At 47.1% G+C, this 15,888-nt stretch carries 15 protein-coding genes; 9 read left to right on the top strand and 6 right to left on the bottom strand.

Going from position 1 to position 15,888, the window contains the following annotated elements:
- Positions 1-127: 127 nt before the first annotated feature.
- The gene (locus JMY03_RS02790; RefSeq protein WP_201600848.1) at positions 128-901 is read right to left on the bottom strand and encodes a ferredoxin--NADP reductase; all 774 of its coding nucleotides are present in this window, start codon (positions 899-901) and stop codon (positions 128-130) included.
- A 217-nt stretch (positions 902-1,118) separates the two neighbouring features.
- On the opposite strand from JMY03_RS02790, the gene tsaA reads away from it, so the two are divergent.
- From tsaA to gspK, 8 genes are all read left to right on the top strand, one after another.
- The gene (gene tsaA, locus JMY03_RS02785; RefSeq protein ID WP_201600845.1) at positions 1,119-1,910 is read left to right on the top strand and encodes a tRNA (N6-threonylcarbamoyladenosine(37)-N6)-methyltransferase TrmO; all 792 of its coding nucleotides are present in this window, start codon (positions 1,119-1,121) and stop codon (positions 1,908-1,910) included.
- Between the two features lie 35 nt (positions 1,911-1,945).
- The gene (locus JMY03_RS02780) at positions 1,946-3,724 is read left to right on the top strand and encodes a GspE/PulE family protein (RefSeq protein ID WP_201600842.1); all 1,779 of its coding nucleotides are present in this window, start codon (positions 1,946-1,948) and stop codon (positions 3,722-3,724) included.
- Positions 3,725-3,835: 111 nt separating this feature from the next.
- A complete protein-coding gene (locus JMY03_RS02775) occupies positions 3,836-4,624 on the top strand; it encodes a TatD family hydrolase (RefSeq protein WP_201557797.1) in 789 nt (262 codons plus the stop codon).
- A gap of 311 nt (positions 4,625-4,935) precedes the next feature.
- Positions 4,936-5,625 (top strand): TetR/AcrR family transcriptional regulator, encoded by a 690-nt coding sequence (locus tag JMY03_RS02770; RefSeq protein ID WP_201600840.1) that lies wholly within the window; start codon positions 4,936-4,938, stop codon positions 5,623-5,625.
- A 66-nt stretch (positions 5,626-5,691) separates the two neighbouring features.
- Positions 5,692-6,351, top strand: coding sequence for a prepilin-type N-terminal cleavage/methylation domain-containing protein (locus tag JMY03_RS02765; protein ID WP_201557793.1), 660 nt, complete (start codon positions 5,692-5,694; stop codon positions 6,349-6,351).
- A gap of 3 nt (positions 6,352-6,354) precedes the next feature.
- Positions 6,355-6,906, top strand: coding sequence for a type II secretion system minor pseudopilin GspI (gene gspI / locus JMY03_RS02760; protein WP_201600838.1), 552 nt, complete (start codon positions 6,355-6,357; stop codon positions 6,904-6,906).
- The gene (locus JMY03_RS02755; RefSeq protein WP_201600836.1) at positions 6,903-7,718 is read left to right on the top strand and encodes a prepilin-type N-terminal cleavage/methylation domain-containing protein; all 816 of its coding nucleotides are present in this window, start codon (positions 6,903-6,905) and stop codon (positions 7,716-7,718) included. Before gspI ends, JMY03_RS02755 begins: the two co-directional genes overlap by 4 nt.
- A 3-nt stretch (positions 7,719-7,721) precedes the next feature.
- Positions 7,722-8,807 carry a type II secretion system minor pseudopilin GspK gene (gene gspK, locus JMY03_RS02750; protein WP_201600834.1) on the top strand — a complete coding sequence of 362 codons (1,086 nt, stop codon included), beginning with the start codon at positions 7,722-7,724 and terminating at the stop codon, positions 8,805-8,807.
- Positions 8,808-8,840: 33 nt separating this feature from the next.
- Here the strand turns inward: gspK and JMY03_RS02745 are convergent, their stop codons facing one another.
- The 3 genes from JMY03_RS02745 to ychF form a co-directional block, all read right to left on the bottom strand.
- Positions 8,841-9,521: a TetR family transcriptional regulator gene (locus JMY03_RS02745; protein WP_201557785.1), complete on the bottom strand. Its 681-nt coding sequence runs from the start codon at positions 9,519-9,521 to the stop codon at positions 8,841-8,843.
- A 108-nt stretch (positions 9,522-9,629) separates the two neighbouring features.
- Positions 9,630-11,045 carry a deoxyguanosinetriphosphate triphosphohydrolase gene (locus tag JMY03_RS02740; protein ID WP_201600832.1) on the bottom strand — a complete coding sequence of 472 codons (1,416 nt, stop codon included), beginning with the start codon at positions 11,043-11,045 and terminating at the stop codon, positions 9,630-9,632.
- Positions 11,046-11,364: 319 nt separating this feature from the next.
- Positions 11,365-12,456, bottom strand: coding sequence for a redox-regulated ATPase YchF (ychF, locus tag JMY03_RS02735; RefSeq protein WP_201600830.1), 1,092 nt, complete (start codon positions 12,454-12,456; stop codon positions 11,365-11,367).
- 170 nt (positions 12,457-12,626) lie between these two features.
- Here ychF and JMY03_RS02730 point away from each other — a divergent pair, with 170 nt between their 5' ends.
- Complete coding sequence (locus JMY03_RS02730) at positions 12,627-12,998, top strand: DUF7079 family protein (protein ID WP_201600827.1); 372 nt, start codon at positions 12,627-12,629, stop codon at positions 12,996-12,998.
- A gap of 49 nt (positions 12,999-13,047) precedes the next feature.
- Here JMY03_RS02730 and JMY03_RS02725 read toward each other — a convergent pair whose 3' ends face one another.
- Complete coding sequence (locus JMY03_RS02725) at positions 13,048-13,875, bottom strand: phosphodiester glycosidase family protein (RefSeq protein ID WP_201600825.1); 828 nt, start codon at positions 13,873-13,875, stop codon at positions 13,048-13,050.
- Positions 13,875-15,635 carry an FMN-binding glutamate synthase family protein gene (locus JMY03_RS02720; RefSeq protein WP_201600823.1) on the bottom strand — a complete coding sequence of 587 codons (1,761 nt, stop codon included), beginning with the start codon at positions 15,633-15,635 and terminating at the stop codon, positions 13,875-13,877. The genes JMY03_RS02725 and JMY03_RS02720 overlap by 1 nt, the downstream gene beginning before the upstream one ends.
- Positions 15,636-15,888 lie beyond the last annotated feature (253 nt).

Below are 15,888 nucleotides of genomic sequence, written 5' to 3'. Positions count from 1 at the left end.
GTATAAAGCAAGGCGCTTTATTATATTGGGCTACAGATTGTGCTGTATAGGTGGCGTATTATAACAGCCTAATTATCACCGTCAAGAATTATTTATCTTGATTGCGCAGATTTCTACTCTGTATTTCCTAGCCTACAAAGGCACGCTCAATAACGTAATCGGCTTGCACGCCCATACGTGGCGACACGGTAAGACCAAAACCATCTAATATTCTAGAGACATCAGCGTTGAACGGCATGCTACCGCAAATCATTACACGGTCATCGTCCTTATTCATTTGTGGCAGTCCGACATCTTCAAACAGTTTGCCTGATTCCATCAAGTCAGTGATACGGCCCATATTTCTAAACTCTTCGCGCGTCGTCGTTGGGTAATAAACAAACTTCTCTTTGTACCAGTCGCCGAAGATTTCATCGTTGGGCAGCTCATTTTCGAACATCTCACGGTACGCTAAATCTTCGACGTTACGCACGCCATGCACGAGGACAATCTTGTCAAAACGCTCGTAAACTTCAGGGTCGCGTGATAAGGCTAAGAAAGGGGCAAGGCCAGTACCAGTCGCCAGCATGTAGAGGTTCTTACCGGGCAGTAGGTCGTCTAAGACTAGCGTGCCAGTCGGCTTTTTACTGACGAGTAGCTCATCGCCAACTTTGATATGCTGCAGGCGTGAGGTTAGTGGGCCGTCTTGTACTTTGATCGAAAAGAACTCTAAATGGTCTTCATAATTAGGACTAGCAATCGAGTAAGCTCGCAGTAGCGGTCTACCATCAACTAAGATACCAATCATCGCAAACTCACCGTTACGAAAACGTAGGCCATCGTCGCGAGTGGTCTTGATAGAGAAGAGCGAATCGTTCCAGTGGTGAACGTCTGTGACCGTTTCTGTGCGGAGTTTTGACATAAAGCCCTCTAATTAATCGATAAACGCATCAAGTGGCAAGCTGCCAGATGCAAGTTATTCTCAATATACAATGGGGCACATCATAACAAATTTCAAAATAAAAATCCGCCATGTTATGCGTACTGACCATGATAAAATGGAATATCGTTAGTGATTATTTTTGTATGATCGATAGAGCATCTCTGACGACCGCGCGTTTTTGGTTTTGGAATAACTCATGAGTAAGCAAATACAGACCCACATGTCGCCTATCATTGGCTATCATCGTGCGCCATTATCGCAGAAATTTGGGGCGCCAAGACAGCCCAATCTAGTCGCGCTAATGAGTGCTATTGAAATGATCGCACCTTTTGATACGCCTGCAGCATTTGTCGGCTTGGAGGGTTTCAGTCATCTGTGGCTCAGCTGGCAGTTTCATCATAATAAAGACACTTATAATAGCCAATCCTTTCGACCGCAAGTCAGGCCGCCAAGACTCGGCGGCAATCAAAAGATCGGCGTTTTTGCTAGCCGCAGTATGTATCGGCCCTCGCAGATGGGTCTGTCTGTCGTCAAGCTTGAACGCATTGAGGTGGTCGCAGGCCGAGTGATACTGATTATCAGCGGTGCCGATATAATCGATGCTACGCCTATTATCGATATTAAGCCTTATATCGCTTATAGTGATAGTATTGAGCATGCTACGAGTGGATTTGCGCCAGCATCGCCGACCCCGTCAGCGGTTACTATGACGGTTAATGCTCAGGAGCAGTTTGCAGTCTTGGTCGACAGTGATATAAAAAGCCGCGTACCTATAAGCAGCAAGTCCGTTATTGAGGATATACAGCAGCGTTTAGTGGCGACAGATTTGCCGTTAATAAAAGCTTTGGTTGCGCAGGATCCTAGGCCCGCTTACCGCCGTAATGAGATTAATACGAGCTTTACCATGCGCTACAAGACAGTCGATGTCAGCTTTTGCCAAGTGGCGACGGGGGAGTTGCAGATTAGCTCAGTAGTCGAGGTGGTGTAGTAGCATTAAATAATGACTCATAAAAGAAGATAACTATGTCGGTTCCGGATTATTCTTTACTAGTAGATTTGCGCTGGTGTCTCGATGAGCTGCTAGCAGATAGGGTGATCGATCAGCGCGGTTATAATCTAGTGATGACCAGTCGCCGTGATAAGTCTCAGCACCCCCTGATTACAATTAGCGAGTTTGGTTTAGTTAACGGGCACGATAAAGAGGGCGATACTAAGCTGACACTGGCTTGGCTCAATCAATGGCTGGCTGCTAAAGCTCATATGTCTTTAGTGCGTATCGACCCCTTAAAGACGGACGTGCCAGCAGTGACGCAGCTGATGTCGTTTGAGTATGCGCGCTCGCAGCACATCTTGCCTATTGAGGTGGCAGCTAATGAGATCGTCATCGGCACTGATCAGCCTTTTTATAGCGACTGGCATAGCAATATCGAAAAAATAATTGGTAATAAAAGCTATCGCAGCGTCTATATCAGCCCAGATCAGATCAACCGCTATCGCCAAGAGTTTTATCAAGTCACCCAAGCGATCGCAGGCGCTAATAGCGTCCATAAACGCGCCGCCGCCGACGTCACTAACGTTGAGGCCTTACTACAGTTAGGCGATAATGCCAATCCCGATGCTAATGATCAACATATCGTCAAAGTCGTTGATTGGCTACTGCTATATGCCTTTGAGCAGCGTGCTAGTGATATCCATTTAGAGCCGCGCCGCGAGACGGGTAAAGTGCGCTTTCGTATTGATGGCGTGCTGCATACTGTGTATGAGATGCCCATTGCAATTTTGATGGCAGTGATCGCGCGGATTAAAATCTTAGGACGGCTTAACGTCGCCGAAAAGCGTAAACCGCAAGATGGCCGGCTAAAGACGCGTACTCATAAAGGCCTAGAGACAGAGCTGCGTTTATCGACTTTGCCGACGGCTTTTGGCGAAAAGCTAGTCATGCGTGTTTTTGATCCAGAAGTGCTTGTGCGCTCGTTTGCACAGTTGGGCCTCTCCGGTAAGCAGCTCGAGATGTGGCACGAATTAACTGGCCATCCAAACGGTATTATCTTGGTCACTGGGCCGACCGGCTCTGGTAAGACGACTACTTTATATAGTACGCTCAAACAGCTCGCCACTGATGAGGTCAATGTCTGCACCATCGAAGATCCTATTGAGATGATTGAGCCTGATTTCAATCAGATGCAGGTGAACCCCGCGATAGATTTGCATTTTGCCGATGGGATTCGCTCGCTCATGCGTCAAGACCCTGATATCGTTATGGTTGGAGAAATACGTGATTCTGAAACCGCGAATATGGCGGTGCAAGCCTCGCTTACTGGACATTTAGTGCTTTCAACTTTGCACACTAACGATGCACCCAGCTCATTGCCGCGCTTGCATGATTTAGGCGTGCAGCCATTTTTGACCTCAGCCACCATACTAGGAGTGATGGCGCAGCGACTCATCAGAACGCTGTGTCCGCATTGCAAACAGGCACAAGCACTTAGTGACGATAGTGAGATGGCGCTGCAGTGGCAGGAGCTAGTACAGCCGTGGCGCGCTACACTGCCGCCGCAGATCTATATGGCAAAAGGCTGTGAGCACTGCCGCCATACTGGCTATCAAGGACGTATCGGCCTGTATGAGATTATGCCGCTATCGAACGAGCTCAAAAAGCTAGTTGCGGCGGATGTCAATCTAGAGAGCCTTAAGCAGCAAGCGTACCGCGAAGGCGTGCAGCCGCTAAGACTGTCTGGTGCTAAGCGTATCTCTGAAGGCCTAACCACAATAGAAGAGGTGATGCGAGTGGTGCCGTTATAGTGTATTTAGAAAAAAATAGACTTGGCAGCTCATAAACGAAACCTTGAAAAACGCTGTCTTAACAGCAATGAATAGTAAACTATTCGCTAAATGATTATAAAGAGAGTATTTATGTTTACTGACACTCATTGCCATCTCAACCGTCTCGATTTGACTAAATATGACGGTCAGCTTTCGGGTGCCATTGCCGCTATGAAAGAAGCTAATGTCACTCGAGCGATGGCGATTATGTGCGATTTTGCCGAATATGATGAGATCGCTGATATCGTCAGCCGCTACAGCGACGATGAGCTGCGTCTAGGTATGAGCGTGGGTATCCATCCTTGCGAAGATATCGATGTCTTGCAATCGGCGAGCGTAGAGCGGCTGATGGAAACGGCCAAAGAAGAGCAAGTTTGGGCCATCGGGGAGACGGGATTGGACTACTATTGGTCCACTGAAAATAAGCTTGCGCAGCAAGATAGTCTGGCGCGTCATATTCATGTCAGTCAACAGCTCAAAAAACCGCTAGTGGTGCACATGCGCGATGCAAAAGAAGACACTATCGATATCTTGAAGTCTGAAGGCGCAGAGCACGGTATTATTCACTGTTTCACTGAAGATTGGGAGACGGCCAAACGCGCGCTAGATCTAGGGTTTTACATCTCGTTTTCAGGTATTGTCAGCTTTAAGAGTGCCCAAACGATTCAAGAAGCTGCAAAAAATATGCCCAAAGATCGGATACTCATCGAAACCGATAGCCCTTATTTAGCACCGGTGCCCAAACGCGGACGCCCCAATGAGCCGGCCTATGTGCCCTATGTCGCCAGCTTTATCGCTGATATGTATGGCTGCAGTAGCGAAGAGATCGGCCAATTAACTGCAAAAAACTTTGAAAATTTACTAGCACAATATCATTAAAGTCGTTATGCTATGACCAGTCAGTCATTTATAAATAAGGCGTATGGCTCAACTTTGAGCACTCAAATCTTGTTTGTTATAGCATGAGCGTTCTCTTATCTCTTTTAATAAAAGCATTTGCCAGTAGTGCTGGGTAATAAGTATCCTTGCCCAGCCGCTGTTATGAGACAAAGATAATCGATGACTGACTACTAAGCATAGCTACTTGTTATAGTTGCCCCTCACTAGCGACTCTTTAGAGCTGAGTTGTTAATCGTACGATGCGCTGAACTATAACTGTATGCTTAATTTCACCAAGTTTAGGAGAAGTTATGAGTCGTCAGCACCAGTTCAAAGTAAGAGAAAAGAATATCTTAGCGATGGCTGAGCAGTTGCTACTTGAGTCAGGCGATGGTGATATTACTTTAGACAGCCTAGCCGATCAGCTTGATTTAGCCAAAGGTACCCTATACAAGCATTTTTCTAGTAAAGATGAGCTATATCTGCGCATTATTATTCGCTACGAAGAGCAGCTATTTGAGATCAACCGCGTCGATGATTGCGCCTCAGCAGGGGTAGCGCGGATGATTTTTCAGCAGCTACTTAACCCACAAAAAGCGATGCTACTCAACCAGATTGAAGAGCGTCTAGCCGCTTCAGTGACTGGGCTTAATCGTTTATTTGCTGAGCTTTATGATATCCGTCGTCAGCGTATGAAGCGTCTGATCGATATCGTCAGTGCATATCTCAAAGAGCAGCACAGCAGCATGACCACACGCGACTATCTGTGTACGATTTGGGCAATGGGGCAAGGCGGGGCAGGACTGCTTAATTCTAGCTTTTATCAGCGCTATCTGGGTCGCCGTGATACACTACGCTACGCGCTCGTTCAGCAGATGCTAGATCTTCCTGGACACTATCCGGCGCATACTGCTGATGAGAGTCTCAATGATGAAGACATGCAGGATCTCGTCGAGCAAATCGAGACAGAATCAGCAGAGCACCGCAATACTCAGTATTAATAGCTAATCATCAGCGAGCAATGCTGTTGATTGCTAATGATCAATGATTAAGGTTTGCTTTCTATCATGAAACACGCGCAGACTGGCTTTACTTTGGTAGAAATTATAGTGGTGGTGGTCATTTTATCCATCTTTGCCGGTATGATTAGCTTGTCTGTTGGCAGCAGCGAATCGCGTAAACACTTAGCTTTTTATGAGCATTTAACCGATTCACTCAGCTACGTTCGCTTATTATCCGCTGAGCGCATGCAGCCGATGGGTCTTAGCTTGCAAGCGGATAAACAAGGACAGATCAGCCCTGCGATCGTCAGTCTCTCCAATCCCTATATAGCCTATCAAGCCACTGGTAACCTTGGCGCTAGTGGTGCTATCGATACTACCTCCAAAAACGCCATGGAGCTCTCCGCCATGTCTGCGGATCCAAAAGAGGCCGTAGCGACCCCAAGCTGGGAGCTAGAGCCAGAGATTGTTTTGCCGCAGATGCCTGCAGGCGTCAGTTTAGTGATTCAAAGCTTAGAGGCTAGTAATACGAGCGCGAGCAATGGCGGCACCAAAGCGCAGGCGCTACAGCCGTGGTTTACTGGACAAGCGGTGCCGCAAGCCCTCTGGTTTGGGACCGGTCAAGCCAGTCCTGTCACTATAGAAGTGCGTTATCAGTCGCGGCTAGTGGGTGAGGTGATTACCATCATGCCGGATGGCAGTATGATGATAGGGCAAGGGTTATAGCGTATGAACACCAAAAGATTTACGCGCTTAAGTCTAAAAACAGATAAACCGCCTTCTGTAAAAGTGCCTGATACGTCATATAAGCCTTGCTACTCCTTTAACAGCCCTTCAGTGATAAACGTGCGCCGATCAGAACGCGGTTTTACCTTGATTGAGGTGATGGTAGCGCTCGCTATCTTAGCCGTCGTCGCCGTTGCGGCTAGCCGTGCTAGTAGCGCTTATCTGTCTTCAGTCGATATCCTAAAAACGCGAACCTTAGCGCATTTCGTTGCTCAAAACGCTGCGGCTGACTTACGTATTCAGCAGACTTGGCTGACTGCCAATCGCAGCCAAAGGGTCAATGAGCAAGGACGGGATTGGCAAGTGCAGATGAGCGTGGCCGACACTTTGAGCCCAGCCTTAAAACAGGTGACTATTGAGGTGGCGCCAATACTCAATGGCGAGCCGCGTTCGGTCGTCACGGACATCACAGTGATAGTCAGTAACCCTGAGACAGCAAGTAGTCGTACCGCCTTCTTTGGTTTGGATAACAGCGATGATGGGGGCTCGCCATGAGTGCGCAGCGCGGCTTTACTTTGCTGGAGCTGATGGTCGCTATGGCGATATTTGCGATGCTTGCGGTGGCAGGCTGGCAAGTATTCGATAGCGTCAATCGTGCGCGCGATAGGGCGCAATTGCAGGCGGATAATTTGGCAGCGTTACAGTACGCCTATTTGCAGCTGCAGCAGGATATGGGACAGATTATTGCTTATCAAGCACCTCATGCTCAAACTGCAGGTGAGCTTAACGACTCTAATGGCAATAACAACGATAATAACAATCCGAGCAATAATACTGACGATACTGCGTCAGTACAGATGCCTGAGCCGTTTATGCGTCTAAATAGCGAGCAGATAAGCTTTGTGCGTTTCGCTGATCCAGACCCCCGTTATCAAACTAGCCCAAGTTTGCAGCATGTCGATTATATTTTTGCCGACGAGCGTTTGATTCGCCGTCAGTATACTCGTATGCAAAGCGACAGAGATAATACGCGCCAAAATGTGAGCTTAGATAGCGTATTACTCGAAGGCGTAACCGCTGCCAACTGGCAAGCATTACTGCCTGAGCCTGCTAATACCTTTCCCAATAACAATAAAAATAGTGCGAATAGCAGTAGTCTTAATAACAGAGTCAACGGTGTAACGCAGTCAAGCTCAGCAAACACCGTTCAGTTATTGCCACAAGGTGTCGCCGTTAGCTTTACCTATCAGGACATGCCGATTACTTGGCAATGGGCGTTAGCGCCGCAGCCTCTACCTGTGACTGATAATGCGCTGAGCAGTAGTAATAGCAATAATGATAATAACAACACTGGCAATAATAACTGACTTATGACGATAGCAATCAGATCTCAACGCGGCGTGGCTTTATTGACTATCCTGTTATTGGTGGTCAGTATCACTGTGGTGGCAGGAGCTATGCTCGCTAGTCAAAAGATTGTCATTCGTCGCAGCGGCTTATTATTCAATCAGAATCAACTACTACAAGATATTGATGCCGCGCAGCAACTGGCAGTCACTTTGATTCGAGCAGATAGTATGCTCAATGACACCGATAGTTTGCAAGATATTTGGGCGCAGCCGCTGCCACCTTATCCTTTAGGGTCGCACACCGTGACTATGGAGCTGCGCGATGAGGCCGCCCGCTTTAATATCAATAATCTTTATCACGACGGAACAGTAGACGTTGCCGCGTTGGGTGTTTTTCAGCGGCTATTGACTCAGCTCAATCTAGATCCACAAATCGCTATCGCCGCTCTAGATTGGCAAGATGGGGATAGGGAAGTCTATCAGGATGGCGGAGAGGAGGGCGTAGTTTATGCTCAGCAAGGCGTTGGCTTAAGCGCCGCTTTACCCAATCAGCCGTTCGTCAGTGTTGATCAGCTGCAAGATCTGCCTAATATGAGCGCGGAGGATTTAGCGACTTTGCGCCCTTATCTGACTGCGGTGCCTTATTATCTACCGATCAATATCAATACCGCTCACCCTGAGGTGCTGGCTGCTTTGGTCGAGGATGTCAGCGCGCAGCAGATGCAAGGGTTAGAGCGTTTGCAAAAGCAACAAGTAATCGAGTCAGTCGATAGTATCTGGCAACAGCCGCCTTTAAATGCGGTCAGCACTGAGCAGCGTCAGCTTTTGACGCCATTATTGGCTGTCGATAGCCAAGCTTTTACGGCGCTGATTACTGCCACCGACAGCGCTAACTTAGGCGCAGCGCGACAAAGATTTGCCACAGTGCTAATTAGTAAAATCGATACTTCTGATGGTAGTAATACTGATAACGTTGCTGCTAATAACAACAATTCTAATAACAACAGTGCTAACGACAATAACAGCAATGACGGCTCTAATAAGACATCCGCAAAGACCGTTAGAGTAGTGTCTCAGCGGCTTTGGGCCTTTGCGCCTAACTTTTAGGGAGCTAGTTTTATCCTTTAATAATTATAGACGTTATTCATCAAGCAAAGTCTCTTCGGTAGATTTCCAATTATAAGCGCCATAAAAGAGCATCTGGGCTTGACGAGTACAGTTATGCTGCATCTGTTGCTTTTTGCGCTCAATCTCATCCAAATCGGCTTCATCGTCATGATCCTCAGAATAAGTCAGCTCTAACCAATCGATAATCCAAGAAAAGAACATGTTGATACCAGCATCAGCCAGCAGAAGACGGTCATAGTCGTTGATGTGACTAAAAGCCGGCTGTAGTGCTAAATCTTCTGATAAGCTCTGTATATGCAGCTTTAATAGTTTATCGATGGTGTTGCGCACCGCCTCCGAGCCGCCAAAGCGTTCACTGACTAAAAACTGCCAATAGTAGGGCTGCTCGCTGACCATCTGTAAGAACAGCTGAATACTCTTGGCGATCTGGCGCTCAAAGCTGCGAGTCTTGCCGATATGCAAGCCTTCACTTAAAGTAGCCATCGTACCGCCAAGCTCCTCAATCACCAAAGCTTGACCGAGCGATTCCATATCATCGAAATGCCGATAGAATGCGGTGGGCACTACGCCCACTTCACGAGTAATTTGGCGCAGACTAATCGAGCTAAAAGATTGCCCAGTCATGCACAGATCTAAAACGGCATTAAAAAAAGCCCGTCTGGTTTGAAGTTTTTTTTGTTCGCGGCTGCTCATAAGATATCTATTGTGGCTGAGTTGTTGTTTATCATACCGATTTAAAGATGAAAATACGAATAAAATCAGAACACTTGTACTAGGTTTTTATTGTAGCCTAAAAACACCTTATACCATCGTGCCCCAGTGCCCTTGTAACTCTTGCGCTAGCCGATAAGCTTCATGATCATTCATGCCGGTAATAAAGTCCAAAATAATCAGTATGTTGTGATAAATATTGTCAGACAACTGGCGCTGTTGCTCACTCAGATGCGGCTGTAGTAGGCTAAGCAAGCGCTGCTGCTCAAAGGGCATTGATGCATGATTCGATACAGTCCAAGCAAGCGGCATAAAAGCGTCGAGCAATCGCTGCAAGCATTGATTGGCCATCAGCTCCATCCGCACCTTACTTGGATGATTAAAAATGCGCTCGCGAGCCAATAGCTTAGCCTGAGTAATACCGCTTTGCACTTCTGCATCACAGTGGGCGAATAGACTACCAGTCAGCTCGCCAGCTAGCATCGCCTCGCTATTATCTACAAAGGCATCCGTCACTGTATTGACGAGCCGCATCATAGCGCGCGCTCGCAAAGAGGCCAACTGCTGGCTGACCGATAGCTTTGCTGGTAAAGTGATAGCAGCAGGGCGCTCACCAATGAGCTGATAAAATATTTCTGCAACTTCATTGAAATTTAGCATATTAAGCTGGATGCCATCCTCTAAGTCTATCAAGGCGTAGCAGATATCGTCAGCGGCCTCTAACAAATAAGCGAGCGGATGACGCGCAAAGCCATCGTGCAGTTGTGAGCGTGGCAGCTGCAAGCAAGTTGCGAGCTCCTCTAACTGGTGCGCTTCACTGACAAAACTGCCAAATTTCTGTACTTTATCTACGGGGTAGCTATTATCACAATCTATGATATTGCTATGGCTGGCTTGCCAAGGGTACTTCATAAAAGCGCCGAGCGTGGCGCAAGTTAAGCGCATACCGCCTTTATCAGGATGATGCTCATTACGCACCAGTAGCCGAAAGCCTTGTGCGTTACCTTCATAAGCTAATAGATCTAACCGCTCTTCGGCGCTTAAATACTCTAGTACCGAGCGGCGCTCAGCATGAATAAACCAATCACGTATGGCGTACTCGCCAGCATGACCAAAAGGCGGATTGCCAATATCATGAGCCAGACAAGCGGCTTGCACTATCACCCCAACATCAGCCGACGACACTCCAATAGGCAGGCCGCCAGCGAGCTTTTCATGGAGCTTTTCGGCAGACATCATCCCAAGCGAGCGCCCGATACAGGACACCTCTAGCGAATGGGTCAAGCGCGTGTGGATGCCAAGCTGATTGGTTAAAGGATGCACCTGCGTTTTTTGATTAAGCTGCCGAAACGAGTGTGAAAACACCAATCTGTCGTAATCTTTATGAAAAGAGGTACGGGCGCTATCTTGCACGGGTGCTTGTTTATCACTACCTAAACGCTGAGCATTGAATAATCTAGCCCAGTGCTCAGTAGCGTTTTTTGGTTGTTTAGTATAACTACTCATTAGTTATCGTCCGTTATTATTTTTATAGTAGTTATTATCATACATAAATTTTATCGTATGAATAAATAATATGATGTTGGAAAGTGTCGCGTAGGCTGCGCTATTGTTTTATCTATTCTTAAATTAGAAAGCAAACGTAGGTTGGTGTGGAGCTTGCGACACCCAATACTAGAATACGGTTAACAATCGGTGCGCTGGGCGCACCCTACAAAATATACAATTTACAATATATGAATTAAGCACAAAAAAGCCAGCACTCAGGCTGACTTTATATTTTGCGCTATTTTAATTTTATAGTTTGGATCGCTTATCTATAAGCTTAAACGTTAAATCTAAAATGCATGACATCGCCGTCTTGCACGATATAAGTCTTGCCTTCTAAGCGCGATTTACCCGCCGCCGCTGCGCCTTTTTCACCGTTATACTCGATAAAGTCGTCATAAGCGATGACCTCAGCACGGATAAAGCCACGCTCAAAGTCCGTATGGATCACGCCAGCCGCTTGCGGTGCTGTCGCGCCAATAGCGACCGTCCACGCACGAACTTCTTTGACCCCAGCGGTAAAGTAAGTCTGCATATCAAGCAGATCATAACCGCCGCGAATCACTTGATCAAGACCTGCCTCTTCCATATCCATCTCAGCTAGGAAGTCTTTTTTATCTTCTTCATCTAATTGGGCAATCTCCGCTTCGATTTGGTTACAAAGCGCGATGACGATAGAGTCTTCACCCGTAGCGTAGTCACGCACCGCGTCCAAGTAAGGGTTATTTTCAAAGCCATCTTCACTGACGTTAGCGATATACATAGTAGGCTTAAGGGTAATAAGGCCATAGCTTCTGATCAGTTTTTTCTCATCATCATCTAAGTTGGCTGCGCGCGCCGCTCGGCCTTCTGCAAGTAGGGGCTCAATCTTTTTGAACACCTCAAGCATTGCAGTGGCATCTTTATCGCCGCCTTTGGCTTTTTTGGAGAGGTTCAATATAGCGCGCTCAACGGCTTCGAGGTCAGCTAAAGCCAGCTCGGTATTGATGGTTTCGATATCGTCGATTGGGCTGACGCGGCCGTCGACATGCACCACGTTATCATCATCGAAGCAGCGTACCACGTGGGCGATAGCGTCAGTCTCACGAATGTTGGCTAAGAACTGATTACCCATGCCTTCGCCTTTTGACGCGCCCGCGACGAGTCCGGCAATATCGACAAACTCCATCGTCGTTGGCAATACGCGCTCAGGATTGACGATATCGGCAAGCTTTTTGAGACGTGGGTCGGGTACCGGCACGATACCTGTGTTGGGATCTTTGGTACAAAAGGGAAAGTTCTCAGCGGCGATTCCCGCTTTGGTCAAAGCATTAAATAAAGTGGATTTGCCTACATTGGGTAGGCCGACAATACCGCAGTTAAAACCCATAATGGTCTCTCAATACGTTAATAAAATCAGTAATTTGTAAGGTGCTGCTGTTTAGCATAAAAATTGGCGCTATTGTAGCAAAATTTAGCCACTATTAGCTACTAAGGGGCAGATAGATGTGCTAATTTTAAGCTAAGGCATGGTATGTCATGCGATAGTAAAGGAGTTCTATGAGTGAGGTTAGCGGTAAAAAAGTGGCGTGGATGGCGTTATCAGATTTGTTTGTCGATAACGAGATAAGCTATGAGTATATCGCCAAACGAGTAGCCCATCTGCATATTAGTGAGGTGGAGCGCATTTTGTTTTATGAAGTTGCGCCTGTATGTATGAGCAACTTATTGGTCTTGAGTCCAAGTAATCACAAAGGCTTTAGCGAAGCGTATATCGTCTCCAGTATAGAGCAGCATCTGCTTAAATGGCAAACCAGCCGCTTATACCGCAAAAAAACCGCGCTAAAAATCAGATTTTATAAGTTTTGCTTAAAGCAAGACTGGCATAAGCTGATATCTGAGATGTGCCAAGTACAAAAAACTAATGGCTAAGCAAATAGGTAAGGCTTTATATCTAGCTCATAACTCAGATCTAACGTATTTACTGAGTATCAACCACGCCAATCATCACGCCCATCTGTTTTTTATCATGCTTGTCGATGCTAGGCGCGTAAAGCGCTGAGGCAATACCACCATCCAAGAATAGCGCATTAGGGCAGTGCAGATCCTCTTTGAATAGCTCAGCAAACTGATAAAAGCTCACGGGCTCCTCGCTGTTGACCAGCTGCATGCTGCCATCGCTACAGACGCCTGCGCCATTACGAAACTTTAAAGACTGGCTATCAGGGTTGAATTTAGGATGGATTTCATTATCGATTACCAGCATCGGGCCTGACTGCGTGGCATACCAAGGCTGGGCTCTATCGTCTTTGATTAAGTCATCTAGTACCTGGCTCTCAGTGATTTGTATTTTGCCTGATTTATCCCACCATAGCACACCATTAGGAAGCAGGTGAAAATTACCGCCGCCTTCTTTTAGGTTTAGCGCCCGCTTTTCTTGGCCCTCGATGACCGTATAGCCAATGGGCGCGTAGCTGTCGTTATACATGCCTGCATTCACCGCAAGGCTTAGTGACTGGGTACTCGGTAGGCTGTCAATAAGTTTGTCAAAAGTCAGTAGCGTCTGTTTATTAGCATCTTGCCAGAACAGCTTTAGCTGATAACGATCTCCAGTTAGTGCTTGGCTGTCGATGCGACAAGCACTATAACTAAAAGGAGTTTGCTCAGTCGTACAGGACCAGACCTGCGCTGTTTTATCAGGCTTATCTGTACTAGAAGGCTGACAAGCACTCAACATTGTCGCTGAAAAGAAAGCTGCGCTAAGCTGCAGTATCTGGCGATTAAGAGTAGTCGATAGGCTAAGAGACATTACTGTTCTTTTAGATTGGTATTCATGTTTTCAGTCACATCTTTGAGCGTTTTTTCGTGCTTGAGCTTTGTGTTTTTACCCTTATCACGCGAGTCTTTATTGTAAGCGATGAGCGCATCATTATCTGGTAAGAAAGTATCAGCATCAGCCATCACCCACATCTGATTGAAGACATCAGCGCGGGCGCTATGATCGAGTAGCGCACCTTCATCAGCAAAGTAAAAGAACTTCGATAAGAGCTTGATTTGCCCATCATCAAGGCGGCGAGCGATATGATAAGGCTGCAACTGGCTTGGATGCTCAAGCCCTACCGCGCCAACGATACTCGATAAGGACTTCAGCGTGTTTTTGTGGAAGCTGGCAACGCGCTCTGCTTTACTAGGGACATCTAGTGCTTTTTGACGATACGGGTCTTGGGTAGCCACGCCGACAGGGCAAGTGTTGGTATGACATGAGCGCGACTGGATACAGCCCACAGCAAACATAAAGCCGCGCGCAGAGTTACACCAATCTGCACCTAGCGCTAGCATACGCGCAATATCAAAGCCTGAGACAATCTTACCACTGACGCCAAGCTTGATTTTCTCACGGATACCGGCACCAACTAAGGTGTTATGCACGAATAAGAAGCCATCAATAAGCGGCATGCCGACACTGTCCATAAACTCAACAGGCGCCGCTCCCGTGCCGCCTTCAGCGCCATCGATGACAATAAAATCAGGATAGTTGTCGGTTTCCATCATGGCTTTGACAATCGCCATAAACTGCCATGGCTGACCGATGCACAGCTTAAACCCAACAGGCTTACCGCCTGATAAGTCGCGCAGTTGTTGCCAAAACGCGACTAGCTCTCGCGGCGTACTAAAAGCGCTATGCGAAGAGGGCGAAACACAATCTTGCCCTGTAAGTACTTGCCGGGTATTGGCAATCTCTTGGGTGATTTTCTCGCTTGGCAGTACGCCGCCTTTGCCAGGTTTCGCGCCCTGCGATAGCTTAATCTCGATCATTTTCACTTGCGGGTCGACTGCCTTTTCGGCGAAAGACTGCGCATCAAAATTGCCTTCGGCAGTACGGCAACCAAAGTAGCCAGTGCCAAGCTCCCAAATCAAGTCACCACCAAACTTGCGATGATAAGGGCTGATAGCACCCTCACCGGTATCGTGCGTGAAGCCGCCAATCTTAGCGCCTTGATTAAGCGCCATAATGGCGTTGGCAGAGAGACTACCAAAGCTCATCGCTGAGATATTAAATACTGACATGTCATGAGGCTGTATGCAGCGCTCGCCGCCAACCGTAATGCGAAAGTCTTGTTTTTCTAGCGGATGGCTGAGGGCAGATTGTAAGAACCACTCTTTGCCTTGGGCATATAAATTATCTAAAGTACCAAAGGCATTGGTGTCGCTAACGTTTTTAGCGCGCTGATACACGAGCGCTCGCTGCTGGCGCGAAAAAGGCACTTGTTCCTTATCGTTCTCTAATAGATATTGGCGAATCTCAGGCCGAAAATCCTCTAAGACGTAGCGGACGTGACCGGCAACTGGGTAGTTGGTTAAGATGGCGTGCTTGGATTGCATAATATCATAGATACCTAAAGCCACTAGCAGGCCGCCGATGATAATCAGCCACCAATTGGTCAGCAGTAGTCCTGCCAAAAACAAAAAGGCAGCAGCGGCAAAGGTACTATAGCGTAACAATACGCCGATAAAGTAGGGAAGGCTTCCTTTGGGTTCAGCGTTTAGGTTGGTACGAGATTGGGGCATGGGACGACTCAGCAGTATGACAATGAATAACCGCTCAAAGGCAGGTGTAGAAATATTATACGTCTATAATATCACGGCTAAATGAGAGTTGAGTAACGGTGTGCTATTTCAAAGACCAGACCTCATCAAACATCTTGGTGATTAAGATTTTATCATCTTTTAAACACAGCTTTTGACTAGCGGCTGTTATCTACTAAAATGAAACGAACCGTTATGATTTGCTGTTTATTCCATATATCATAAGCTAACCCGT

The organism is Psychrobacter submarinus (assembly GCF_904846685.1).
Lineage (GTDB): Bacteria > Pseudomonadota > Gammaproteobacteria > Pseudomonadales > Moraxellaceae > Psychrobacter > Psychrobacter submarinus.
Note: the sequence above shows the minus strand (reverse complement) of the source record. Positions and strands in the feature narration are given on the sequence as shown.